Annotated in this window: 17 protein-coding genes; 11 read left to right on the forward strand and 6 right to left on the reverse strand. The window is 74.3% G+C overall.

Translation table 11 applies throughout. The features are described 5' to 3' along the window. Positions 1 to 129 precede the first annotated feature (129 nt). The gene (locus BCAV_RS05020) at positions 130 to 3,582 is read left to right on the forward strand and encodes a PKD domain-containing protein (protein ID WP_012726038.1); all 3,453 of its coding nucleotides are present in this window, start codon (positions 130 to 132) and stop codon (positions 3,580 to 3,582) included. Beyond that, on the forward strand, positions 3,579 to 4,517 hold the full coding sequence (locus tag BCAV_RS05025; protein ID WP_012726039.1) for a glycosyltransferase family 2 protein: 939 nt from the start codon (positions 3,579 to 3,581) through the stop codon (positions 4,515 to 4,517). Before BCAV_RS05020 ends, BCAV_RS05025 begins: the two co-directional genes overlap by 4 nt. A 20-nt stretch (positions 4,518 to 4,537) precedes the next feature. Here BCAV_RS05025 and BCAV_RS05030 read toward each other — a convergent pair whose 3' ends face one another. Then, the gene (locus tag BCAV_RS05030; protein WP_012726040.1) at positions 4,538 to 5,539 is read right to left on the reverse strand and encodes a DUF6492 family protein; all 1,002 of its coding nucleotides are present in this window, start codon (positions 5,537 to 5,539) and stop codon (positions 4,538 to 4,540) included. Between the two features lie 313 nt (positions 5,540 to 5,852). On the opposite strand from BCAV_RS05030, the gene BCAV_RS22895 reads away from it, so the two are divergent. Together BCAV_RS22895 and BCAV_RS05040 are read left to right on the forward strand one after the other, a co-directional pair. Then, positions 5,853 to 7,985: a right-handed parallel beta-helix repeat-containing protein gene (locus BCAV_RS22895; protein WP_012726041.1), complete on the forward strand. Its 2,133-nt coding sequence runs from the start codon at positions 5,853 to 5,855 to the stop codon at positions 7,983 to 7,985. Positions 7,986 to 8,022: 37 nt separating this feature from the next. Further along, the gene (locus BCAV_RS05040; protein ID WP_012726042.1) at positions 8,023 to 9,201 is read left to right on the forward strand and encodes a glycosyltransferase family 4 protein; all 1,179 of its coding nucleotides are present in this window, start codon (positions 8,023 to 8,025) and stop codon (positions 9,199 to 9,201) included. On the opposite strand, the gene BCAV_RS05045 is transcribed toward BCAV_RS05040, so the two are convergent. Together BCAV_RS05045 and BCAV_RS05050 are read right to left on the reverse strand one after the other, a co-directional pair. Then, on the reverse strand, positions 9,153 to 10,520 hold the full coding sequence (locus BCAV_RS05045) for a hypothetical protein (RefSeq protein WP_012726043.1): 1,368 nt from the start codon (positions 10,518 to 10,520) through the stop codon (positions 9,153 to 9,155). The genes BCAV_RS05040 and BCAV_RS05045 overlap by 49 nt on opposite strands. Next, complete coding sequence (locus BCAV_RS05050; protein WP_012726044.1) at positions 10,517 to 11,950, reverse strand: tyrosine-protein kinase domain-containing protein; 1,434 nt, start codon at positions 11,948 to 11,950, stop codon at positions 10,517 to 10,519. The genes BCAV_RS05045 and BCAV_RS05050 overlap by 4 nt, the downstream gene beginning before the upstream one ends. A 235-nt stretch (positions 11,951 to 12,185) precedes the next feature. Here BCAV_RS05050 and BCAV_RS05055 point away from each other — a divergent pair, with 235 nt between their 5' ends. Beyond that, a complete protein-coding gene (locus BCAV_RS05055; RefSeq protein WP_012726045.1) occupies positions 12,186 to 13,730 on the forward strand; it encodes a lipopolysaccharide biosynthesis protein in 1,545 nt (514 codons plus the stop codon). Continuing rightward, positions 13,723 to 14,694 (forward strand): glycosyltransferase family 2 protein, encoded by a 972-nt coding sequence (locus BCAV_RS05060; RefSeq protein WP_012726046.1) that lies wholly within the window; start codon positions 13,723 to 13,725, stop codon positions 14,692 to 14,694. Before BCAV_RS05055 ends, BCAV_RS05060 begins: the two co-directional genes overlap by 8 nt. Before the next feature lie 27 nt (positions 14,695 to 14,721). Here BCAV_RS05060 and BCAV_RS05065 read toward each other — a convergent pair whose 3' ends face one another. Continuing rightward, positions 14,722 to 16,029, reverse strand: coding sequence for a UDP-glucose dehydrogenase family protein (locus BCAV_RS05065; protein ID WP_012726047.1), 1,308 nt, complete (start codon positions 16,027 to 16,029; stop codon positions 14,722 to 14,724). 195 nt (positions 16,030 to 16,224) lie between these two features. Here BCAV_RS05065 and BCAV_RS05070 point away from each other — a divergent pair, with 195 nt between their 5' ends. Together BCAV_RS05070 and BCAV_RS21450 are read left to right on the forward strand one after the other, a co-directional pair. Further along, positions 16,225 to 17,448 (forward strand): glycosyltransferase, encoded by a 1,224-nt coding sequence (locus tag BCAV_RS05070; protein WP_012726048.1) that lies wholly within the window; start codon positions 16,225 to 16,227, stop codon positions 17,446 to 17,448. A 36-nt stretch (positions 17,449 to 17,484) separates the two neighbouring features. Continuing rightward, positions 17,485 to 18,981 (forward strand): hypothetical protein, encoded by a 1,497-nt coding sequence (locus BCAV_RS21450; protein ID WP_050761650.1) that lies wholly within the window; start codon positions 17,485 to 17,487, stop codon positions 18,979 to 18,981. Here the strand turns inward: BCAV_RS21450 and BCAV_RS23325 are convergent. Further along, on the reverse strand, positions 18,965 to 19,240 hold the full coding sequence (locus tag BCAV_RS23325) for a hypothetical protein (protein WP_245528952.1): 276 nt from the start codon (positions 19,238 to 19,240) through the stop codon (positions 18,965 to 18,967). The genes BCAV_RS21450 and BCAV_RS23325 overlap by 17 nt on opposite strands. On the opposite strand from BCAV_RS23325, the gene BCAV_RS05080 reads away from it, so the two are divergent. The 3 genes from BCAV_RS05080 (at position 19,235) to BCAV_RS05090 (ending at position 23,360) form a co-directional block, all read left to right on the forward strand. Then, positions 19,235 to 20,395, forward strand: coding sequence for an acyltransferase family protein (locus tag BCAV_RS05080; protein WP_245528954.1), 1,161 nt, complete (start codon positions 19,235 to 19,237; stop codon positions 20,393 to 20,395). The genes BCAV_RS23325 and BCAV_RS05080 overlap by 6 nt on opposite strands. Positions 20,396 to 20,488: 93 nt before the next feature. After that, positions 20,489 to 22,408, forward strand: coding sequence for an ABC transporter ATP-binding protein (locus BCAV_RS05085; protein WP_012726051.1), 1,920 nt, complete (start codon positions 20,489 to 20,491; stop codon positions 22,406 to 22,408). An 88-nt stretch (positions 22,409 to 22,496) separates the two neighbouring features. Beyond that, the gene (locus BCAV_RS05090; protein ID WP_012726052.1) at positions 22,497 to 23,360 is read left to right on the forward strand and encodes a hypothetical protein; all 864 of its coding nucleotides are present in this window, start codon (positions 22,497 to 22,499) and stop codon (positions 23,358 to 23,360) included. Here BCAV_RS05090 and BCAV_RS05095 read toward each other — a convergent pair. Then, the gene (locus BCAV_RS05095; protein WP_012726053.1) at positions 23,342 to 23,704 is read right to left on the reverse strand and encodes a gamma-glutamylcyclotransferase family protein; all 363 of its coding nucleotides are present in this window, start codon (positions 23,702 to 23,704) and stop codon (positions 23,342 to 23,344) included. The two genes, BCAV_RS05090 and BCAV_RS05095, sit on opposite strands and share 19 nt — an antisense overlap. Positions 23,705 to 23,830 lie beyond the last annotated feature (126 nt).

The raw sequence follows: 23,830 nt of genomic DNA on the forward strand, positions 1-23,830 counted from the left end.
CACCCCACCAGATTCACCCCTGGACGAGCAGCCTTTCACCCCTCTGGCACCTGCCTGCACCGGGCGCCCGTCCCTAGTGTCGGGACCGGGGCCAGGGGACACCCGTACCACCCGAGGAGCCGAGGAACGATGAAGCACTCCACACGCCGGAGCAGCGTGCTGGCGATGGCCGCCGCGCTCGCGACAGCCGTGACGGCGTTCGTCGTCGCGCCCGCGGCCCAGGCGGCTCCGCCGTTCGACGACCTGCCCGAGACCGTCAGCGCCGACGCCCTCGCCGCCCCGCAGATGAACGGCGTCGTGTGGCGGCAGGTGGTGGCCGGCTCGACGGTGTTCGCGGTCGGCGAGTTCACCCGGGCGCGCCCGTACGGCTCGGCCGCCGGCCAGAACGAGGTCGTGCGCTCCCACGTCCTCGCCTACAACATCGACACCGGCGCCATGACGTCGTTCGCCCCCACGATCAACGCGCAGGTGATGGACGCCGCTGTCTCGCCCGACGGCAACACGCTCTACCTGGTGGGCCAGTTCACGCAGGTCAACGGGCAGTCGCGCTACCGGATCGCGGCGTTCGACGTCGCCTCGGGAGCCCTGCTGCCGTTCCGGCCGGTCGTCAACACGCGCATCACGTCGGTCACCGCGACGAGCTCGACCGTCTACTTCGGCGGCCCGTTCACCACGGTCAACGGGCAGCAGCGCACGCGGGTGGCCGCCGTCAACGCCGGCACCGGCACCACGAACACGCCCCTGTCGGCGTCGATCCCGGACGGCGACGTCCGCGGCGTCGCGCTCGCGCCCGACGGGAACGCGCTGGTGATCGCCGGCAGCTTCACGAGCGTCAACGGCTCCAACAACCCCGGCTACGGGCTGGCCCGCCTCGCGACGTCGAACGGTGCCTCGCTCTCCTTCCCGGTCAACGCCATCGTGCGCAACGCCACCGTGAACGCGGCGATCTACTCGCTGAAGTCCGACGAGAACGGCGTGTACGGCACCGGCTACGACTACTACGGTCCCGGGAACCTCGAAGGCTCGTTCCACGCGGACTGGGAGGGCAACCTCGAGTGGATCGACGGGTGCATGGGCGACACGTACGACGTGTGGCCCGACGGCGACGTCGTGTACCAGGCGTCCCACAAGCACAACTGCTCCCAGATCGGCGGCTTCCCGCAGGAGCAGCCGTGGACGTACCACAACGCCACAGCGATGACGAACTACGCGACGGGGACGAACGTCGGCGGGCTGCAGCCGGGCCAGCCGGCTCCGAAGATGCTGGCGTTCAAGCCGGAGTTCCAGGGCGGCACGTACACGCCGTCCCGCCAGGCGGTCTGGACCGTCACGGGGAACGACGACTACATCCTGTACGCCGGTGAGTTCGTCCGGGTCAACGGCGTGCTCCAGCAGGGCCTCACCCGGTTCGCGCGGCGCGACGTCGCCCCGAACGACCAGGGCCCGCGCATCCGCGACGCGGCCACGAACCCGACCGTCGCCGCCGTGCCGTTCGCCGGGCTGCGGGTCTCCTGGACCGCCAACTGGGACCGCGACGACGACCACCTGCGCTACCAGGTCTACCGGAACGACATGAACACGCTCGTGTACGACCAGGTGCTCCGCGCCGACTACTGGTCGCTGCCCACGTTCGGCTTCATCGACTCCGACCTGGCCCAGGGTCAGAGCGCTCAGTACCGGCTCCGCACCACGGACCCGTCGGGCAACTCGACGATCTCCGCCTGGGTGTCGGGCACCGCGGGGACCGTGGGCACGTCGACGACCTACTCCGAGGAGGTCCGGGCGGACGCGCCGGCCCACTACTGGCCGCTCGGCGAGCCCAGCGGCACGCGCGCCTACGACTGGGGCGGTGGCGCTGACCTCACGCTGACGTCGCAGGTCGCCCGCAACGTCGAGGGTGCGATCACCGGCGACGCCGGGTCGCGGTTCACCGGATCGACGAACTCGTACGGCTCCACGACGGCACGCGAGGGCGGGCCTCAGGAGTTCTCCGTCGAGGCGTGGTTCCGCCGGACGGGTTCCGGCGGCGGGAAGATCGTCGGCTTCGGCAGCTCCTCGTCCGGGAACAGCTCGAACTACGACCGCCACATCTACATGGACGCCGGCGGCCGCGTGATCTTCGGTGTCTACCCGGGCACGGAACGGACGATCAGCACGAGCGGCGCGTACAACGACGGCGAGTGGCACCACGTCGTCGGCACGCTCAGCCCGACGGGCATGCGGTTCTACCTCGACGGCGAGCTCGTCGGGGAGCGGACCGACACGACGTCGGCCCAGCCGTACACGGGGTACTGGCGCGTCGGCGGCGACTCCACGTGGTCGGGGAACCGGTACTTCAACGGGTCCATCGACGAGGTCGCCGTGTACTCGCGAGCTCTCGACGCCGCGACCGTGGCGCACCACTACACGGTCGGCAGCACGGGCGTGGTGCCGAACCAGGCGCCGACCGCGTCGTTCACGGCCGGCGTCACGGGCCTCGGGGTCTCCGTCGACGCGTCCGCGTCGTCCGACCCGGACGGCTCGATCGCGTCGTACGCCTGGACGTTCGGTGACGGGCAGAGCGGGACGGGGGCGACGGCGTCGCACACGTATGCGGCCGCCGGCACCTACACGGTCACGCTGACGGTGACGGACGACGACGGCGCGCCCGCGTCGACGACCCGGCAGGTCACGGTGACGGCGCCGCCCCCGAACGTCGCACCGACCGCCTCCTTCACGTCGTCCGCGACGCACCTGGCCGCGTCGTTCAACGCCTCGGCGTCGTCCGACCCGGACGGCACGATCGCCGCGTACGCGTGGGACTTCGATGACGGGCAGACCGGGACCGGCGCGACGCCGTCGCACACGTACGCGGCCGCCGGCACCTACACGGTGACGCTGACGGTGACGGACGACGACGGCGCGACCGACTCGGTCAGCGGCGACGTCACGGTGACGGCGCCCCCGGCGAACGCGCCGATCGCGATCGACACGTTCGGCCGCACGCAGGCGAACGGGTGGGGCACGGCCACGACGGGCGGCGCGTGGACGCCGACCGCGGGCACGGCTGCTCGGTTCCTCACGGACGGCGACCGAGGGGTGCAGGTCCTGCACGCCCCGGGTGCCACCACCGGGATCCAGCTCGCGGGCGTGAGCCAGACGAACGTCGAGGTCCGGGCGACGCTCTCCGCGGACGTGGTCCCGACGGGCGGCGGCGCGTACCTCATGGTCACCGGACGGCGGGTCGGCACGGCCGAGTACACGGCTCGCCTCCACGTGCAGGCGAGCGGCGCGGTGGCGGTCCACCTGCTGCGGGCCGGGACACCGGTCGTCGGCGGGGTGGTGCCCGGCCTGAGCTTCGCGGGCGGTGACGAGATCAACGTCGCGTTCCAGGTCGTCGGCACGTCACCGACCCAGCTGAGGGTGCGCGTCTGGGAGGGCGGCACGCCCGAACCGGCCGGATGGACGTACTCGACCACGGACTCCACCGCGAGCCTGCAGGCCGCGGGCAGCATCGGCTTCGGCGCCTACCTCAGCGGGTCGGCGACGAACGCGCCGGTGCGGGTCTCCGTGGACGACCTCGACGCGAGCCCGGTCCAGTGACCACGGCGCAGCGGACGAGGCTCCGGGTCTCGATCTGCACCCTCACGTTCCGGCGAGCCGAGGACCTGCGGCGGGCCCTGCCGATGCTCGTCGAGCAGGCCCGGAGCGTGGCGCACGACGTCGAGGTGCTCGTCATCGACAACGACACGGCGGCGAGCGCCGTCGACGTCGTCCTCGAGGACGGGTCGGGGCTCGTGCGGTACGTCCACGAGCCCAGGCCCGGCATCGCGGCGGCGCGCAACCGCGCGCTGGCGGAGACGCTCGGACGCGACCTCGTCGTCTTCATCGACGACGACGAGCGCCCCGTGCAGGACTGGCTCGCCCAGCTCCTGGCGACGTACCTGCGCACGCGACCGGCCGGCGTCGTCGGCCCGGTGGTGTCGGAGTTCGACGAGGCGCCGGAGCCGTGGATCGTGGACGGGCAGTTCTTCACCCGGCTGCGCCACCCCACCGGGACCCGCGTCGCCGTCGCCGCGACGAACAACCTGCTGCTCGACCGCGCGTTCCTCGCCCGGCACGGCCTCACCTTCGACGAGCGGTTCGGCCTCAGCGGTGGGTCGGACTCGCTGCTCACCCGGCGGCTGACGCAGGCCGGTGGCGTGCTCGTCTGGTGCGACGAGGCCGGTGTCGTCGACGTCGTCCCCGCAGCCCGGGCGACCCGCTCGTGGGTGATGCGGCGCGCGTTCCGGATGGGCAACACGGCCACGCGCGTCGAGCTCGAGGTCGCCGCGCGTCCGGCCGGTCGCGCGGCGGGTCGCGTCCGCATGGCGACCCGCGGGGCGGTGCGCATCGCCGGCGGGGCCGCCCGGGCCGCCGTCGGCGCCGTCACCGTGTCGCGCGGGCGCCGTGCCCGCGGCTGGCGCACCGTGGCGCGCGGGGCCGGGATGCTCGCCGGGACCACCGGCTACGTCTACCACGAGTACCGCCGCGCCTAGCGGGCTGCTTCCGCCCTCGCTCAGAGCGTGCGCCGCCCGGCGAGGCGGTCCCGGGTGCGCCGCAGCAGCGTGCGCGCGCGGTGCGGCAAGTCCCGTACCTGCTGGCGCCGGGCCTGCGCAGCGTGCGACGCGCGCATCCGCGCCAGGACGGCTTCGCCGTCGGCCCGGTCGTCGACCAGCCCGCGCTCGGCCCAGTAGTCGGCCAGCACGGCGACGGCCCCGCCGTCCAGCACCGGGACGGCGTTGCGGTGCACGGAGAAGTACGGCAGATCCCCCTCCCGAGCGCGGCGCACGGTGTCGGCGACGCCGGACGACGACGCCGTCCGGGGCCAGACGACCGGGCACGCGGCGGCGCTCGCGTCCACATGAGCGGCGACGGTGCCGTCCCGGCGGATCAGCCACCCCGCGTACAGGAAATACTCGGTGAGGTCGTTGGCCAGGAACTCCGCGGCGAATGTCCGGCCGGAACGCTCCGCCAGGTCGGCCATGAGCTCCCGGACGAGCCCGGTCTCGAGGACGTACGGCGTCGTCGTCGCCGTGAAGTGGTCGACGTACCGCCCGGGATCGAGCTCCAGGTATCGCAGCACGTGCTCGAGCGACGGGCGCAACGGGTGGTCGGCGAACGAGTACGCGGGCACGCGCGCCCGCCCGTCGGGTGCGACGTAGAAGGAGGCGTCCGGCGGGGCGACGAGGTGGTTCTTCGCGTCGAGGGTCACGTAGTGCGGGGTGCGCACCAGGTGCGCCGCCGCGAGCTTGAGCACCTGCTGCGACCGCCAGCCGGTCGCCCCCGGGATGTGAGCGATCTCACGCGGGCGCAGGATCCGGACGGCGGGAGCGTGGGGTCCGTACGCCTCGTGCAGTCGATCGCGGGTCGGGGACGTCAGGCCGCGGGCGGTGTTGTCGAGCACGAGCACCTCGGCCAGCGACGCCGACGACGCGTGTCGCGCCAACGATCGCGCCTGGAGCGCGAGCAGCTCGACCTCGGCCTCGAACACCGGCGTGACGTAGGTGATCGCTGCCATCGTCCTCCCTCGAGCTCCCGGCGGATCAGCCCATTCTCCGGCCGGCTCCTGGCCCAGCCGGACCACGTGCGCCGATCCTATGGGCGACGTCGTCGGCACGGCCGAGGGCGCGGCGGCGGGTGGGCGGCGGCACGGACAACGCACTCCTCGGGCCCGTCCGCAGCACATCGGAGCCGGCGACGAGGGCTGCGACACCCGTCGTGACCTGATCGTGACCTTTGTGTTAGTGTCGCGCCCGTCCTCGGCTCCCCAGCGAGACGAGGACTGTCAGCCATCGGGGCTCGTCATCTCTTGTCTGCCAAGGAGCACCCGTATGGCACGTCTCCCGCACCTGTCCACCAGCCTCCGGGCGCTGTCCGTCGGCGTCGTCGCCGGGTTCGCGCTCGCCGCAGTGGGCTTCCAGGTCGCCGCGTACGCGGACGACGGCGGGCTGTTCGCGCCGGCCGAGACGACGCGTGTGCTGCCCGGGACTGACGTCGCAGCGGCGTCCTCGGTCGGGATCGACCTCGGGGAGGTCCCCGAGGGCGCGAGCGAGGCGTGGCTCCAGGTCACGGCACGGCCCTCGGACGGCGCCGGCGAGCTCCGGCTGTGCGGCGACGGTGCGACGTGCGCCGACCCAGCGGTCGTGGCCACGTCGCCCGACCGGACGGCGGCGGACCTCGTCCGTGTCCCGGTCGGTGACGACCTGACGCTCTCGGCGACGTCCGCGACGCGGGTGTACGCCGATCTGGTCGGCTTCACCGTGGGCCCGGGCGCGGACGACGGCGCGAGCTTCGTCTCCCAGGTGCCGACGAGGGCCGCCGAGGGCCTGGAGCTCGGGGAACGGTCCTCGGCGGTCGTGCCGCTGGAGGGCGTGCCGGCAGGGAGCGTCGCCGCAGCCGTGACGCTCACCGTCTCCGACGCGGCCGCTCCCACCTACGTGGCGCTGTGCGCCGCCGGCGGCGAGGACTCGACGTGCTCGCGGACGTCGGCGATCAGCGTGGACGACGCCGAGGAGCGGACGGTCTCGACGATCGTGCCCGTCGACTCCTCGGGCGAGGTCCTCGTGTACAACAACGGCGGCGCGGCGCGCGTCGACCTCGACGTCACCGGCTGGTTCGTCCCCGGGACGGACGGCGCGACGTACGTCCCGAGCAGTGCGCGCGCGCAGGGGACGGCCACCGTGTGGGCCCCGCGGACGTTCGACCTCGACGTCCCCGAGGGCACCACCGCCGCCCTGGCGCAGGTCACCCTGTCCGGCGCCTGGCGTCCCGCCCAGCTCGCCGCCTGCCCGGGCGACGCCATCCAGGGAGCGTGCGCGGACAGCCGCGTCGCGTCGACGCACGCGACACCGGGCCGCGGGGCGACGACGACAGCCGTGCTGCCCGTGGACGACCAGGGGCGCGTCACGGTCCAGGCGCACGACGCGAGCGTCCGGGTGCGGATCGACGTGCTCGCCGTCTTCGCCGGAGGTCCCGTGACCCCAGCGCCCGAGCCGACCCCGACACCCGAGCCGACCCCGACGCCGAAGCCGACCCCGACGCCGGAACCCAGCCCGGAGCCCACGCCGGCCCCGGAGCCGACTCCGACACCGGAACCGAGCCCGGAGCCCACCCCCGAGCCCACGCCGGAGCCGACCCCGGAGCCCACGCCGGAGCCGACGCCCACGCCGTCGCCGGAGCCGCCGGCCGGCGGGCAGCCCGGTCCGTCGAACACGGGCGTCCCTGCCGGTACCCAGCTCCAGGTCCACCAGGGTGACCTCACGGTCACGCAGCCCGGCACCGTCATCGACGGGCTGGACGTCCGGGGGATCGTGCGGGTCAGGGCAGCCGACGTCACGATCCGGAACTCGATCGTGCGCGGCAACGGTGCGATCACGTTCTCGACGGGCCTCGTGCACAACTACTCGACGGGCCTGGAGATCATCGACACCGAGATCGCGGCAGACGTGCGCACGTCGTCGGTGAACGGCGTGATGGGGTCGAACATGACACTGACGCGCGTCGACATCCACAACGTCGTCGACCAGGTCCACGTGTACGGCGCCGGGAACGTCGTGGTCCGCGACTCGTGGCTGCACGACAACTTCCACGACGAGGACGACCCGAACTGGGGCGGCGGGCCGAGCCACGACGACAACGTCCAGATCGTCTCCGGTCGCGGGATCCGCGTGACCGGGAACACGCTCGAGGGCGCGTACAACGCCGGCGTGCAGGTGACGCAGGACGGCGGGCGGGTCTCCGACGTCGTCGTGAGCGGCAACTGGGCGAGCGACGGCGGCTGCACGATCAACCTCGCCGAGAGCGGCGTGGGGGCGCTGACCGGGATCTCGGTCACCGACAACGTGTTCGGTACCGGCCAGCGCGTGCCCGGCTGCGCGATCGTGCGTCCCGCGAGCTCCCCGGTGACGCTCGACGGCAACACGTGGGCCGCGAGCGGCGAGGAGGTCGTGGCGAAGCGCGGCTGAGCGCGGGCCCGACCGCCGGCGCGCCTACGATTCCCGTATGCGCCCCCGCGGTCCCGCCGAGGCCGACGTGCCACCGGCAGCCCGCCGCGTCGTCGTCGCCCACCCGTCACCCGACGTGTACGGGTCCGACCGTCAGCTGCTGGAGACCGTCGGCGCGCTGGTGGACGCCGCCTGGGACGTCGACGTGTACCTGCCGCACGCGGGACCCCTGTGCCGGCTCCTGGTGCAGCGCGGCGCCCGGGTGCGCGTGCACGCGTTCCCCGTCCTGCGCAAGGCACTCCTGCGACCCGCCGCCCTGGTGCGGCACCTCCGCGAGACGGCGAGTGCCGCCCTCGCCCTGCGGCGGCACCTGCGCTCCGACCCGCCGGCGCTCGTGCTCGTCAACACGATCACGATCCCGGTGTGGCTCGCCGGGGCGCGCCTCGCCCGGGTGCCGGCCCTCGTCCACGTGCACGAGGCGGAGGACTCCGGGAACCGCCTGATGCGGGTGGCGCTGGCGGCGCCCAACGTGCTCGCCCGCGCGGTGATCGCCAACTCCCGCGCCGCGGCGGCGGCTCTCGGCGTCGTCCCGGGCCTCGGCGCGCGGACCGAGGTGATCCACAACGGCGTCCCCGGCCCTCCCGACGGAGCTGCTCCCGCCCGTGACCGCGACACCGGCGACCCGCTCGAGCTGGTCGTCGTCGGGCGCCTCTCGCCGCGCAAGGGCATCGACGTCGCGCTCGAGGCCGCCGCGCTGCTCCGGGCACGCGGCGTGGACGCCCGGCTCCGCGTGTGCGGCTCCGTGTTCCCCGGCTACGAGTGGTACGAGGACGAGCTCCGTGCGCGGGCCGCGCGCGACGACCTCGCGGGGGCCGTCGCGCTCGCCGGGTACGTCCACCCGACGTGGCCGGCCCTCGCGGACGCCGACGTCGTGCTCGTCCCGTCCCGCGTGGAGCCATTCGGGAACACAGCAGTCGAGGCCATGCACGCGCGCCGACCGGTCGTAGCCTCCGGCGTGCAGGGGCTGCGCGAGGTGGTGACCGACGGCGTCACCGGGCTGCTGGTGGAGCCGGACGACGCGGTGTCCCTCGCTGATGCCGTGGAGCTGCTCGCCCAGGACCCCCCGCTCGCGCACCGGCTCGCGCGCGCGGCCGCCGACGACGCCGCGCGTCGCTTCTCGGTGGCGACCTACGCGGACCGCGTCGTCGACGCCGTGCGGCGGGCAGCGTCCCGCTGAGCGGAGGTGACCGGTCGGCCCGCGGCCCGGGGACCTTGCGTCACGTCCGGATCCCACGCCGGCCCCTCGCGGGGCAGCATCGTGAGGCCGAGCGCCAGCACGATCAGGGGCGCCGTGCCGTAGATCGGCCCGAAGAGCATGTTCCAGAGCATCGTGCACGTCGCGAACACGGCGATCCCGCTGGCGGTGCCGGAGGCCAGCCGGACGACGAGGGCGCGCAGCGCGATGCCGATGATGAGCAGTGCCAGGGCGATGCCGGGGATCCCGAACTGCGCCCAGAGGTCGCCCACGACGGAGTGCAGGCGGATCGTGCCGCCGAACATGTACTCCTCGACGTAGCCGTTGTCCGGCTGGTAGTTGATCGACCACATCCCCGACTTCGCGACGAGGATGTCGCCGAGCGTCGGCAGCGTCCCCGCCCCGAAGCCCCACGGCCGGTGCAGGAACAGCGCCCACGTCGCCGCCATCTCCGGGCGGCCGCCGACGATGATCGAGCCGCTCGTCGTCGCCTGCGCGATCGACCGCTCCTGCGCCTCGGCGCCGAGATACCCGAGGAGGAGCAGCCGCGACCCGACGGCGTAGAGGACGGCGGCGGAGGCGACGACGACGAGCGCGATCGCGGCGGCGCGGCCGCGGACCGACGAACGCAGGCCGGGCCGTGCCCACACCGCCTGCGCTGCGACGAGGAACGCCGAGAGCAGGTAGATGGCGAACGCCGAGCGGGAGTCGAACGCGATGCTGACCCCGGCGAGCGCGAGGAGGACGACGACCTCCCATGCCCGCCGGCCGGACCGGTTCACGACCGAGAGCAGCAGCACCGACAGGGGAACGGCGATCCCGAACTTCCAGGGGTTCTCCGCCGTGCGGGGGTCGTTCTTGAGCACGAGCTCGACGAGGAGGCCGGCACCGTACGCGAGCCCGATGAGCCTCTCGCTGACCACCGTCCGTGACCACAGCAACGCTCCGACCCCGCACACGATCCCGACGAGGAGCATCGTGTTGGCCACGAGGTTGGGCCGCGAGACGGGATGCGTGGCCTGCGCGAACGCCGTGAGCCACACCCCGGACACGCCGCATGCCAGGCCCACCACGGCGAGCAGTCGGGCGCCCACGAAGCGCTTCAGCGTCGGGACCCAGACGGGGGCCAGTGCGACGCTGAGGACCTGGCCTACCGTCACGCTCATCGCGACGACGAACCGGCTCGCGATCGCGGCGGGCACCCCGACCGCGAGGACCCAGGACAACGCCTGCGCCCCCGGCCGCGCCGCTGGCGCCGTCGTCGTCGGGGGCGCGGCGGTGCGAGTCGCCGTCGAGGTCACGGCACCCCGGCCGCGTGCCCGGCCGGGTGCCCGACCGCCTCCGGCTCTCGCTGGGGGCGCACGAGGCGCTCGGGCAGAAACCCGCGCCGCGTGGTCGCCGGTCCGTAGTAGCCGAGCCCGTCGCTGTGCCCGACGCCGACCACGACGACGCCGAGCGCCACGGCGTCGACGGCCGCGAGGTTCGACAGGCTCTGCTGGAGCTGGTGCCGCGTGGTCGCGCGGCTGTTGACGACGACGAGTGCGCCGTCGGCGTGCCGCGCCATGATCGCGGGATCCGCGACCGGGAGCGACGGCGGGGCGTCGATGACGACGTAGTCGTACCGGGCCCGCGCATCCGCGAGAACCTCGACCATCGCCTCCGAGTCGATGAGCTGGCTGGGGTTCGGCGGCGCCTCTCCGGAGGCCAGGACGTCGAGGTTCGGCACCCCGAAGCTCTGGATGACCTCGTCCATCGTCGCCTGGCCGATGAGCACGGTGGTGAGCCCGACGGCGTCGACGATCCCCGTCTGCGCCGCCACGCTGGGGCGCCGGAGGTCCGCGTCGATGAGCAGGACGCGCTCGTTCGTCTCGGCGAGCGCGAGTGCGAGGTTGAGGGCGGTCGTGCTCTTGCCCTCGCGCGCCATGGACGACGTCACGACGATGCTCTTGACGTGCTGGCCGGCGTCGAGGAACTGCAGGTTCGTGCGCAGCTTGCGGTACGCCTCGGCGCCGGTGCTGAGCGGCTCGTCGGAGACCACCATCGGTCCGCGCGCGCCGCGGCGGATCCGCGGGATCGTGCCGAGCACGGGTGTGTCGGTGACGCGAGCGATGTCGTCGGCCCGGCGCAGGCGCGTGTCGAGCACGGCGCGGGCGAGCGCCAGCACGAGGCCGACGGCCGCGCCGATCGCGAACCACGTGGCGACGGTGAGCCGCGTGTTCGGCGAGAACGGGTAGCCGGGCGGCGTCGCCGGGGTGACCGTCTCGAGCCGGACGGCCTGTGCGCCCTCGGCGGTCTGAGGGGACAGGCGCGCGACGGTCGTCGCGAGGTTCGCGGCCACGGAGTTCGAGATCGCCGCGGCCTCCTCGGCGTCGTCGCTCACCGACGTGATCTCGATGACGTAGGAGTTCAGGGGGATGTCGGCGGTCACGGAGCCCGCGAGCAGGCGGGGCGTGGTCTCCAGCCCGAGATCGTCGATGACGAGGTCGAGGACGGCGGGGGTGCGGGCGAGCAGCGCGTAGGACTGGATGAGGTTCTGGGTGTACGTGGTGCCCTGCACGAGCTCGCCCACGTTCTCCGCGGCGGAGAGGGTCACGTACACGCTGGAGCTCGACCGGTAGAGCGGCACGCTCGTCGTTGCCTGGTAGAAGCCGAAGGCCCCGAACAGCGCGGCGAGCAGGGCGATGACGTACCACCGCTTGCGCAGGGCGTCGAGATACTCGACGGGTTCCATGCACCAGGCCCTTCTCGGTCGTGGATACCGGGTGGGCCGGCGACACGTGGCGCAGGGCCTTCCCCGAAGGTCGTCCTCGATGGTAGGCAGCGGGACCCGGCCGGCGGACGCCTGGACGGGGGTGAAATCCCGGGCTTCCGGGGTGATTCCCCGCTGTTCGTCCGTCTCGGTCTTCTCGCGGGCGCCGGCCGGACCCATGATCGTCTCCACGACGGCGGAAAGGGATTCGGGGACGATGACGCACGCCACGCGGGCGCGCACGGACGACGGCCGGGGAGCCGGCCCGCCCGGCGGGTCGCTGCGCACGCGTGCGGCCCGTGGGGCGCTCGTGACGCTCGCGGCACAGGCCCTGCGCATCGTCCTGCAGCTGGCCGGCGTCGTCCTGCTCGCACGGCTCCTGCTCCCGTCCGACTACGGACTCGTGGCGATGGTGATGGCGCTCATCGGCGTCGCCGAGATCTTCCGCGACCTCGGCCTGTCGTCGGCGGCCGTGCAGGCCGAGCACCTCAGCCGGGCGCAGCGCGACAACCTGTTCTGGGTCAACACCGCCGCGGGTGGTGTGCTGGCCCTCCTCGTGGTCGCCGTCGCCCCGCTCATCGCGCGGTGGTACGCGGAGCCCGAGCTGGTGGACCTGGCGAGAGCGCTCGCGCCCGTCTTCCTCCTGAACGGGCTCGCCACGCAGTTCCGGGCCGACCTCACCCGGCGGATGCGGTTCTCGCGGATCGCGACGGCCGACGTCCTGGCCCCGTGCCTCGCGCTCGGCGCCGCCATCGCCGTCGCCGCGGCGGGCGGCGGCTACTGGGCGCTCGTCACCCAGCAGCTGACGACGGCGGTCGTGCTGCTCGTGGTGCTCGCCGTCTCCGCGCGGTGGTGGCCGCGCTGGTACACGCGGGACGCCCCGATGCGCGAGCTGCTGTCGTACGGCTGGCACCTCGCCGGTTCGCAGCTCATCGGGTACGTCGCCCGGAACATCGACTCCGTGACGATCGGGACGCGGTTCGGCGCCACCCCGCTCGGCTTGTACAACCGCGCGTTCCAGCTGCTCATGACGCCGCTCGCGCAGCTGCGCAACCCGACGGTGACCGTGGCGTTGCCCGTGCTCTCGCGCATCCGGGAGTCCCGGTCCGAGACGGACGCGTTCGTCCGCCGGGGGCAGCTCGCGCTCGGCCTCACGCTCGTGGCGGGCCTCGGCGTCGTCGCCGGGGCGGCGGCGCCGCTGACCGCCATCATGCTCGGACCGGCGTGGGAGGCCGCCGAGCCGTACCTGCGGCTGCTCGCCGCGGCGGGGGCCTTCCAGACGCTGGCCTACGTCGGGTACTGGGTGTACCTGGCGCACGGACTCACCAAGGAGCTGCTGCGGTACTCGATCGTGAGCGCGGCGCTGACGGTGACGTGCGTGCTCGTCGGGAGCATCGGCGGTCCGGTGGGTGTGGCCTGGGGCTTCCTGGCGGCGACGGCGCTCGAGTGGCCGATCTCGTTCTGGTGGCTCTCGCGCAAGGCGAACGTGTCCGTGCGGCCGCTCGTGATCGGCGCCCTGCGCATCGTCGCGCTCGCGGCGGTGCTCGGCGTGGCCGCGTGGGCGGCGTGCACGCTCGTCGGGCCGTCGGCGCCGTGGGTCCAGCTCGCGGCAGCGGTCGGAGCGGCGGGTGTCGTGTACGTCGTGGCGCTCGCGCTGCCGTCCTACCGGCGGGACGTGCGCGACGTCGTGGCCGTCGTGCGCGCGGGCCTGGCGGCCCGGCAGAGCCGTGCGCCGGAACCGGTGGGAGCGAGCGATGGGTGAGCTCGACGTGCGCGACACTCGCGCGAGCGTGGCGATCGCGATCCTCACGTTCCGTCGACCCGACGCGCTGGCCCCTCTGGTCGAGGCGGTGCGGGCGCAGACCTCCGGGCTGAGGCACCCGGCCCGGGTCGTCGTCGTCGACAACGACCCGGGTGCCTCCGCCCGCGCCGTCGTCGCCCGCCTAGGCGGGCCGGACCTGACCTACGTCCACGAGCCCCGGCCCGGCATCGCCGCGGCGCGCAACGCCGCGCTCGACGCGGCCGCCGCCGACCGGGTCCTCGTGTTCATCGACGACGACGAGCTGCCCGAGCCGCGCTGGCTGGCGCGGCTGCTCGAGGCGTGGCGGGACTGGCCGTGCGACGCGGTGAGCGCGCCGACGGTCAAGGTGCTCCCCGACGACGCCGAGGGCTGGGTGGTGGCGTCGCGGTTCTTCGCGCGGGCCCACCGGGCGACGGGCGTGCGGGTGGAGGGCGCGGCGGCGGGCAACCTGCTGCTTGACCTCGACGCCGTGCGCTCCCGCGGCGTGCGCTTCGACGAGCGGTTCGGGCTCACCGGCGGCGAGGACAGCCTCTTCTCGCGGCAGCTCACCGCGCGCGGCGGGGTCATCCGATGGCGCGACGACGCCGTGACCAGCGAGCCGGTGGTGCCCGAGCGCGCCACGCGCTCGTGGGTGCTGCGCCGGGAGCGGCGGACGGGCAGCACGTGGAGCCGGGTGCACCTCGTGCTCGCCGCCGGGGCCGGGGCGCGTGTGCGAGTCGGCGCGCGCCTGGCCATGACGGCGGCAGTCCTGGTGGTGCGGGGTGTGGCCCGCGTGCTGCTCGGCGCTCTCACGCGGGACCTCGGCAGGCGCGCTCACGGGCAGCGCGAGCTCGCGCGTGCCGCGGGTGTGCTGACCGGGCTGGTCGGCGGGCACGTCGAGGAGTACGCGCGGGCCGAGCCGGTCGCGCTCGCGGTCAGGGCCTGAGGTCGAGGCCCGAGTCCGAGCCTGAGGTCAGGGCCGCCCGAGCGCGCGGTAGGTCCACCCCGCGCCCCGCCACCGCGCCGGGTCGAGGACGTTGCGCCCGTCGACCATGCGACGTCCGTGCACCACCGCGCCCAGGTCGTCGGGGTCGAGCTCGCGGAACTCGCGCCACTCCGTGAGGAGGAGCACGACGTCGGCGTCCCGGCACGCCTCGAGCGCGTTGGTCGTGTACCTCAGCTCGGGGCGCACCGCCGCGGCGTTCGCCGTCGCCTGCGGGTCGGCGACGACGACGTGCGCCCCGCGGGCCGCCAGCGTCGCCGCCACGTCGAGCGCGGGAGAGTCCCGCACGTCGTCGCTCTCCGGCTTGAACGCGGCCCCGAGCACGCCGATCGTGCGCCCGGCGACGCTCCCGCCGCAGACCTCCTCGGTCACCTCGACCATGCGCGCACGCCGGCGGAGGTTGATCGCGTCCACCTCGCGCAGGAACGCCACGGCGTTCTCCGCTCCCAGCTCGTCGGCCCGGGCGACGAACGCCCGGATGTCCTTCGGCAGGCAGCCGCCGCCGAAGCCCAGTCCGGCGCCGAGGAACCGCCGGCCGATCCGCTCGTCGTGGCCGATGGCGTCGGCGAGCGCGACGACGTCGCCGCCCGCCGTCTCGCACAGCTCGGCCATGGCGTTGATGAACGAGATCTTCGTGGCGAGGAACGAGTTGGCCGCGACCTTGACGAGCTCGGCCGTCGCGAAGTCGGTGACGATCCGCGGCGTGCCGGCGGCGAGGACCGACGCGTACACCGCGTCGAGCGCCTCCGTCGCGGCGGGTGCGGCCCCGTCGACGCCGTACACCACGCGGTCGGGGGACAGCGTGTCGCCGACGGCGAACCCCTCGCGCAGGAACTCGGGGTTCCAGACGAGGTGCGCGCCCGGCACGGCCTCGGCGAGCTCCGCCGCGAGCCGAGCCGCCGTCCCGACCGGCACCGTCGACTTGCCCACGACGACGTCGCCGGGCGCGACGATCTCGTGGAGCGCCGTGAACGCGGCGTCGACGAACGTGAGGTCGGCCCCGGGTCCGTCCGGGCGCTGTGGGGTGCCCACGCACACGAAGTGGACGGCGGCGCCCTTCGCCTCCCGCAGGTTGGTGCTGAACGTGAGAGCGCCGCGCTCGACGCCGGACCTCAGCAGCTCGGGCAGCCCCGGTTCGTAGAACGGTGGCAGCCCTGCCGCGAGCGACGCGACGCGCGACGCGTCGACGTCGACGCCGACGACCTCGTGGCCGAGCGACGCCATCGCCGCGGCGTGCACGGCTCCCAGGTAGCCGCAGCCGATCACGGAAATCTTCACTCTCGCCTCCTGACGGACGACTCGACGATAGGAGCGCGCGTGCGCCCGGTGGGCGGGTGACCCCGGAGTTCACCCCTGGCCCCGGGCATTTCACCCCGCCCCGCGCTTGGCCTGCCCGCGCCACGTCGCGACCCTGGTGGGACGGGCCGGACCCGTCGTCGCCGACGACGGCCGACCATCCGCGGGGAGGACGAGATGACCGAGCAGGACCGGGCGCGCGGGGCCGCGCCGGAGGTCACGATCGTCGTGCCCACGTTCAACGAGGCGCCGAACGTCGCGCTCCTCGTGCAGCGGGTGACAGCGGCGGTGCGCGGCATCGACGCCGAGGTCGTGTTCGTGGACGACTCGACCGACGCCACGCCCGACGTCGTCCGCGCCGTGGCGGCGACGTCGTCGATCCCCGTCCGGCTCATCCACCGGGACGCGCCCGTGGGCGGGCTCGGGGGCGCCGTCGTGGAGGGCATCGCCTCCTCCGGGGCGCGCTGGTGCGTCGTCATGGACGGCGACCTGCAGCACCCGCCGGAGCTCGTGCCCGAGCTCGTCGAGAGGGCACGCGAGGGGGGAGCCGACGTCGTCGTCGCCTCCCGCTACGTGGGCGACGGCAGCAGCGAAGGCCTCTCGAACGTCGTCCGCCAGGCCGTCTCCTCGGTGTCGACGGCCGTGACGCGAGCCATGTTCCCGGTCCGCCTGCGGGACTGCTCCGACCCGATGACCGGCTTCTTCCTCGTCCGCCGCGAGGCGATCGACCTCGCGGCGCTGGAGCCTCGGGGATTCAAGATCCTGCTCGAGATCCTCGCCCGGCACCGGCTCGCCGTCGCGGAGGTGCCGTTCGTGTTCGGCGAGCGGCACGCGGGGGAGTCGAAGGCGTCGCTCGCCCAGGGCACCCGGTTCCTGCACCAGCTGGCGGCGCTGCGGTTCGGCCGCATGTCGCGCTTCGCCGTGATCGGCGGCATCGGGGCCGTGGTCAACATCGCGATCGTCGCGCTGATGACGTGGCTCGGCGCCGGGTACCTCCTGGCGGCGATCGTCGCGGCGGAGACGACGATCGTCGGGAACTTCCTGCTCCAGGAGCGGTTCGTCTTCGCCGACCTGCGGCACGAGGGCAAGCGCGGCTGGCAGAGGTTCGCGCAGTCGTTCACGTTCAACAACGTCGAGACGGCGCTGCGCCTGCCGGTCATGGCCCTGCTCGTGGAGACGATGCACGTGGCGGCTGTCCTCGCCACCGCCATCACGCTGCTCGTCGCGTTCGTCGTCCGGTTCACGTTCCACTCGCGGGTCGTGTACCGGCCCCGCGCCAGCACGCGGCGCGCCCGGCTCGAGGCGCCGGCCGCGCCGGCCACGTCGGCCACGTCGGCCACGTCGCAGCCGGCGGCGGCCGAGCCGGCCCGCCCGCGCACCGTCCCCGCCGACGCGCGCTGACGACCACCGGAGGCACGCGTGGGGCAGGAGTGGCAGATGGTCACCACCCGTGACCGGGTCGACGCGCCGGCGCGCGCGGTGCCGCCGAGCGCGCTCGTGCGGTTCGCCCCGCTCCTCGCGGGCCTGGCGGCGACGGCGCTCGCCGCCGCGCGCTCGTTCGTGCCGTCGCCCTGGACGGACGAGGTCGTCACGCTGACGCTGCTGCGCCGCCCGCTGGGCGACCTGCTCGCGATGCTCGGCGACGTCGACGCGGTCCACGGCCTCTACTACGTCGTGCTCCGCGCCTGGGCGGTGCTGGCCGGCGACGGGATCGTGGCCGCCCGGATGCTCAGCGCGCTCGCGATCGGCGTGGCGGCCGCCGGCGTCGTCGTGCTCGCCCGTGCGCTGGGTGCCCCCGCCGCGGCGCCGTGGGCCGGAGCCGTCTTCGTGGCGCTGCCCGTGACGACGTGGGTCGGGTCGGAGGCCCGGTCGACGGCGCTCGTCGCGGCCGGGGCGGTCTGGGCCGGCGTCGCCCTGGTGCGCGCCATCGAGCGCGGCGGCTGGTGGTGGCTCGGCTACGCGGCGCTCATGACGGTGACGGTCGGGCTGTTCGTCCAGGCGTCGCTGCTGTTCCTGGCGCACGGGCTCGCCGTGCTGTGGGCGGGTGGCGCCTCGCGCCGGCTGCTGGCGTGGGCGGCGTCCGCGGCCGGCGTCGCCGTGGTGCTCGCACCGTTCGTGCTCCTCGTCCTCGGCCAGCGCGGGCAGGTGAGCTGGCTGACGCGCCCGGAGCCCGTGTGGGTCGCGCGGCGCATCGTCGCGCTCTGGTTCGGCGGATCGCCGGTGGTGGCGCTCGTCGTCGTCGGCCTCGCCGTGCTGGCCGTCGTGGCCGCGTGGCGCGCCGGCGGAGCGCGGACGACGGCGCTCGTGCGCCTGACGCTCCCGTGGCTGCTCGTGCCCGGCGCCGTGCTGGTGGCCGTCAGCTGGGTGCTCGAGCCGATGTTCCACCCCCGCTACCTCGTCCACTGCTGCGCGGCGATGGCGCTGCTCGCCGGCGCGGGCCTCGCCGCGATCGGCCGGAGGACGTGGCGGATCGTCGTCGCCGCCGTCCTCGGCGTGGCGTGCGCCGTGGCGATCGCCGTCACGAGCGGGCCGTACGCGCGCGACCTCGCCGACTGGCGCAGCGCCGCCGACGTGGTGGCGGAGCGCGCGGAGCCCTCCGACGTCGTCCTGTTCGCCCCCGACCGGGTGAGCGACGAGCGCGGTCCGCGGCGCGCGATGGACGCCTTCCCCGGCGCGTTCGACGACCTCGACGACCCGGGCTCGCTGCCCGGCGACGGCGACGGGCACCCGATCTGGGACGGCGGTCTGCCCGTCGAGGACGTCCCCGCGTCCGACCTCGAGGGCGAGGACCGGGTGTGGCTCCTCGTGGGGATGCGCGAGTATCCCGCCGAGAGCGCTGGCGCGCTGGACGCCCTGGAGGCCGAGGGGTACGACGGCGAGCTGATCTGGTCGGGGCCGTCGACCGAGGTCTACCTCTTCAGCCGCGATGGCTGAACCGGGGGCCGCGAGGAGCGAGGACTCCGACAGCGAGGAACGAGCGCAGGAGGATCGCGACCGACCGGCGAGGAGCGAGGACTCCGACAGCGAGGAACGAGCGCAGGAGGATCGCGACCGACCGGCGAGGAGCGAGGACTCCGACAGCGAGGAACGAGCGCAGGAGGATCGCGACCGACCGGCGGGGGGCGGGGCGCCGGCGCGCCTGCACGCGCTCGACGGCCTGCGCGGCCTCGCCGCCCTCGTCGTCGCCGTGCATCACGTCCTGCTGACGATCCCCGCGCTCGCGCTCGCCTACCTCGGGCTCGACGGGGCCGTCAGCCCCGAGGCGGGGACGGCGGCGTGGTGGCTGTTCCGGACGCCCGCGCGCGTGGTCTGGGCCGGGCCGGAGGCGGTGTTCGTGTTCTTCGCCCTGAGCGGGTTCGTGCTGACGATCCTCGCCGAGCGGCGGTCCGGCGCCGGGCGCTGGGTGGGCGCCTACGCGGCCCAGCGGTTCGTCCGCCTGTACGTCCCGGTCTGGGGAGCGGTGGTGCTCGCCGTGCTGCTGGCGCTCGTGGTGCCGCGGGTCGTGACGTCCGGCAACCCGTGGCTCGCCGCGCACGAGGGGGCGGGGCCGGGCGCCGTCGTCCGCGACTTCACGCTCGTGGTCGAGACGTCCTCGCTCAACACCGCGCTGTGGTCCCTGCGCTGGGAGGTCTGGTTCTCGGCGCTCCTCCCGGTGGCGTGGTGGGCGTTGCGGCGTCTCCCGGTCCGGGGGCACGCGCTCGCCTGGGTGTCGGCGATGATCGCGTTGTCCGCGGCCGGCCGGCTCGATGCCGTGACCTCGGTGCTGCCGGCGTCGGCGCTGTCGGGCGGTTTCCTCGTGTTCCTGCCGATCTTCGGGATCGGGATGGTGCTGGCCCGCGACCGGGTCGCCGTCGCCCGCCTGGGTGATCGGCTCGCGACGACGAGGATCCGGTGGGCCTGGCCCGTCGTCGTCGCCCTGGCGATCCTCGCGCTCGTCTCGCCGACCTACCTCGGCGCGCGCGTGCCGGGGTCGGTGGCGGACGCCGCGACGCATGCCGCGTCGCTCGTCGGTGTGACGGTGCTCCTCGTCGCGGCGCTCGAGTGGCGGGCGTTCGCCGCGCTCCTGGAGCGCCCGGCGCTGCAGTGGCTGGGCGTGCGGTCGTTCAGCCTGTATCTCGTGCACGAGCCGATCGTCGTCGCCGCGGCGCTCGCGCTCGGGATCGGCGCGTGGGGCCACCTGCCGGTGATGGCCGCGACCGTGGTGGTCGCGGTGATCGTGGCGGCGCTCTTCTACCGGTTCCTCGAGGCACCCTCGATCCGGCTCTCCCACCAGGCTCGGCGCCTCGTCGAGGGCGCCGGGAAGCGCGGTCGGAGGGTCGACGAGGCGAACCTGCCAGCGGTTCGCTGAGCGCGAACCCGCCCTCCTGCGGGAACATCGGGCGCGTCCCTGTGCTTCCCCAGGCAGGGGTCGACGACGGGTGGCGTGAGCATGAGCGAGTGGATGACGTATCGATCCCTGTCGCGCGACCGGAGCGTGACGAGGCAGAAGCTCGCGCCCGGCACCGTGCGCCGCATCCTGCGCTACGCACGGCCGTACCGCTTCCTCGTGGCCGGGTTCCTCGTGCTCGTCGTCCTCGGCGCCCTGCTCATCGTCGCGACGCCGCTGCTGCTGCAGCGGATCGTCGACGACGGCGTGGCCCAGGGGAACCGCGGCCTGGTGATCGGGCTCGCCGGCGCCGTCGCCGTCGTCGCCCTCCTCGAGGCGGGGCTCGGCGTCCTGCAACGCTGGCTCTCCGTGCGCATCGGGGAGGGGCTGATCTTCGACCTGCGCACCGACGTCTTCGCCCACGTGCAGCGACAGTCGGTCCAGTTCTTCACCCGCACGCAGACCGGGTCGCTGGTGACCCGCCTGAACTCCGACGTGATCGGGGCGCAGCAGGCGTTCACGTCGACGCTCTCGGGCGTCGTCTCGAACCTCATCTCGGTGGTTGTGGTGCTCGTCACGATGTTCACGCTGTCGTGGCAGATCACGCTGCTCTCCCTCGTCGTCGTCCCGTTCCTGCTGCTGCCCGCGCGGCGCGTCGGGCGCCGGCTCGCCGGTCTGACCCGTGAGGGGATGCAGCTCAACGCCGAGCTCGGCAACCGGATGACGGAGCGCTTCAACGTCGCGGGCGCCATGCTCGTCAAGCTGTTCGGCTCGCCGGACCGCGAGGACGCCGAGTACGCGGACCGCGCGGGCCGGGTACGGGACATCGGCGTCCGGACGGCGATGAGCAGCCGCGTGTTCTTCGCGGCGCTGGGCGCGATGGCCGCGCTCGCGACGGCGGCCGTCTACGGCGTCGGCGGCGTGCTCGCGATCGCCGGTTCGCTGACCATCGGCGCGCTCGTCGCGTTCGCGGGGCTGCTCGGGCGCCTGTACGGTCCGGTCGCGTCGCTGAGCAACGTGCAGGTCGACGTCATGACGGCGCTCGTCTCGTTCGAGCGGGTCTTCGAGGTGCTGGACCTCCAACCGGCGATCGAGGACCGTCCGGACGCCGTCGACCTCCCCGACGGGCCGCTGCGGGTGGAGCTGGCGGACGTCCGGTTCGCCTACCCGTCGGCGGCGACGGCGTCCCTCGCCTCGCTCGAGGCGCCCGGGGACGCCGACGACGGCGCCGCGCCCGTCGCGCCGTCGTCGTGGGGTGCCGAGGGGGAGGCGGAGATCCTGCACGGGGTCTCGCTCGCCGTCGACCCGGGCCACGTCCTGGCGCTCGTCGGACCGTCGGGCGCCGGGAAGACGACCATCGCGAACCTCGTGGTGCGCCTGAACGACCCGACGTCCGGCGTCGTGCGCATCGGCGGTCACGACCTGCGCGACGTGCGGCAGGGCGCCGTCCACGAGGCCGTCGGCATGGTCACGCAGGACGCGCACATGTTCCACGACACCGTGCGCGCGAACCTGGCGTACGCGCGGCCGGACGCGTCCGAGGCCCAGATGTGGGACGCGCTGCGGGGAGCCCACGTGGACGACGTCGTCACGCGCCTGCCGCAGGGGCTCGAGACGGTCGTGGGGGAGCGGGGTCACCGCCTGTCCGGCGGCGAGAAGCAGCGGCTCGCGATCGCGCGACTGCTGCTCCGCGCCCCTCGGGTGGTCGTGCTCGACGAGGCGACGGCGCACCTGGACTCCGAGTCGGAGGCGGCCGTCCAGCGCGCCCTCGACGCGGCGATGACGGGGCGGACGTCGATCGTCATCGCGCACCGGCTCTCCACGGTGCGGCGCGCGGACGAGATCGTCGTCGTCGACGCGGGGGTCGTCGTCGAGCGCGGGACGCACGCGGAGCTGCTGGCGGCGCGCGGCCTGTACGCGGAGCTGTACGCGACGCAGTTCGCCGGGGCCGACGTCGCGCCCGCGGGCGCCGGCGGCGCGACGCCGACCGACTGAGGGGTCATCACCCGCACGATCCACCGGCGTCGCGGCCTCGCCTCTGCCACGATGGCCGCGACACGACGCGGTGCGGCGGAGGTGGATCATGCGGGAGTCCTGGTGGTGGCGGGCCGGTGGCCTCGTCACGATCGCCGTTCTCGCGCTCGCGGTCCTGGGTCTCGTCGTCGGCATCTTCGTGATGACGGCCCTCGGCCAGAGGCTCGACGCCACGGCTCAGGAGTGGACCGATGGCGCCGGGTGGACCGACAACGCGGCGCTCGAGCTCTGGCGCTCGTATCTCGCCGTCCCGATCGGTGGGTTCGCCGCGCTCGCCGCGCTGACCCTGTTCGTGCGCGCGCGGCGGTGGTGGCAGCTCGTGGCCATGGCGCTCGTCGTCGGCACGGTGATGCTCGCAGCCACACTCCTCCGGGACCGTCTCGACCGCCCGTGGCACGGCCATCCCCCGCTGGAGCAGACGTTGCCGGGTGCGGCGATCGCGTTCGTCGCCGCCGCCGCGTTCGCGCTGGTGGTGGCCGTGCCGCCCGCCTGGCGGTCCGTGGCGGCGGTGAGCTCGACCGGCGTCGTCGCCCTCACGGGCCTCGCGATCACCGCGGGCGGCGAGCGCGTCAGCGACGGCGTCGCCGCGCTGCTGGTCGTGGCCGTGCCGGGGACGATCGCGCTGGCCGTCCTCCGGGCGCTGCCGCCGGAGACCTCGCGGCGCCGCACGCGGTTCGCGGACGGGCCGTGGCTGCTGGCGTGGCTCGCCGCGACGTTCGCCGGCCTCGCACTCATCGGGACGGGCCTCGTCGGCACGGGGATGACCGACATCGCGGAGGGCATGGCTCCGCCGGTCGCCGCTGGGGCCGGGTTCTCCGCCTTCCTCTCGATCGCGTGCCTGCTGTTCACGACGGCGGATCTCGGGTCCCGCGCGCTCCCGCCGCGGGAGGGCGGTCACGACCGCGCGAGGTAGACCCAGGCGTGCCCGCCCCCGGCGAGCGGGGCGCTGATGCGCCGGTAGTCGGCGGACTCGTACGCGTCCGCCGCCTCGAGCTCGGAGGCCGTGAGCTCGAGCACGGTGCCGGCGACGCGGTCGGCGTCGTCACCCGTGGCGACGAGCACCGGGTGCACGGCTGCCCCGCTGACGGCGACGACGGCCGGGTCAGTGATCCTCAGCCGGCCGAGCCGGAACCCGACGACGGCGTCCTCGCAGCCGTCCAGCGTCCGGCCGAACGTCGCGAGCTGCACCGCCGGGTCGCGCAGCGTGCCGTACGAGAAGACGGGCTCGGGCGCGGGGACGGCGGACGCGTGAGGCATCACGTGACGCAGTATCCCGCGGCCCCGGGTGGTGCCACGGGACCGCCACGAGGGGGCGATGTCGGCGCGCGGACGTATGCTGGACGACGCTCCCCACCACCCGCCTCCGGCCAGTGGTGGGCCCGT

Origin of the sequence: Beutenbergia cavernae DSM 12333, assembly GCF_000023105.1 — a bacterium.
Taxonomy (GTDB): Bacteria; Actinomycetota; Actinomycetes; order Actinomycetales; family Beutenbergiaceae; genus Beutenbergia; species Beutenbergia cavernae.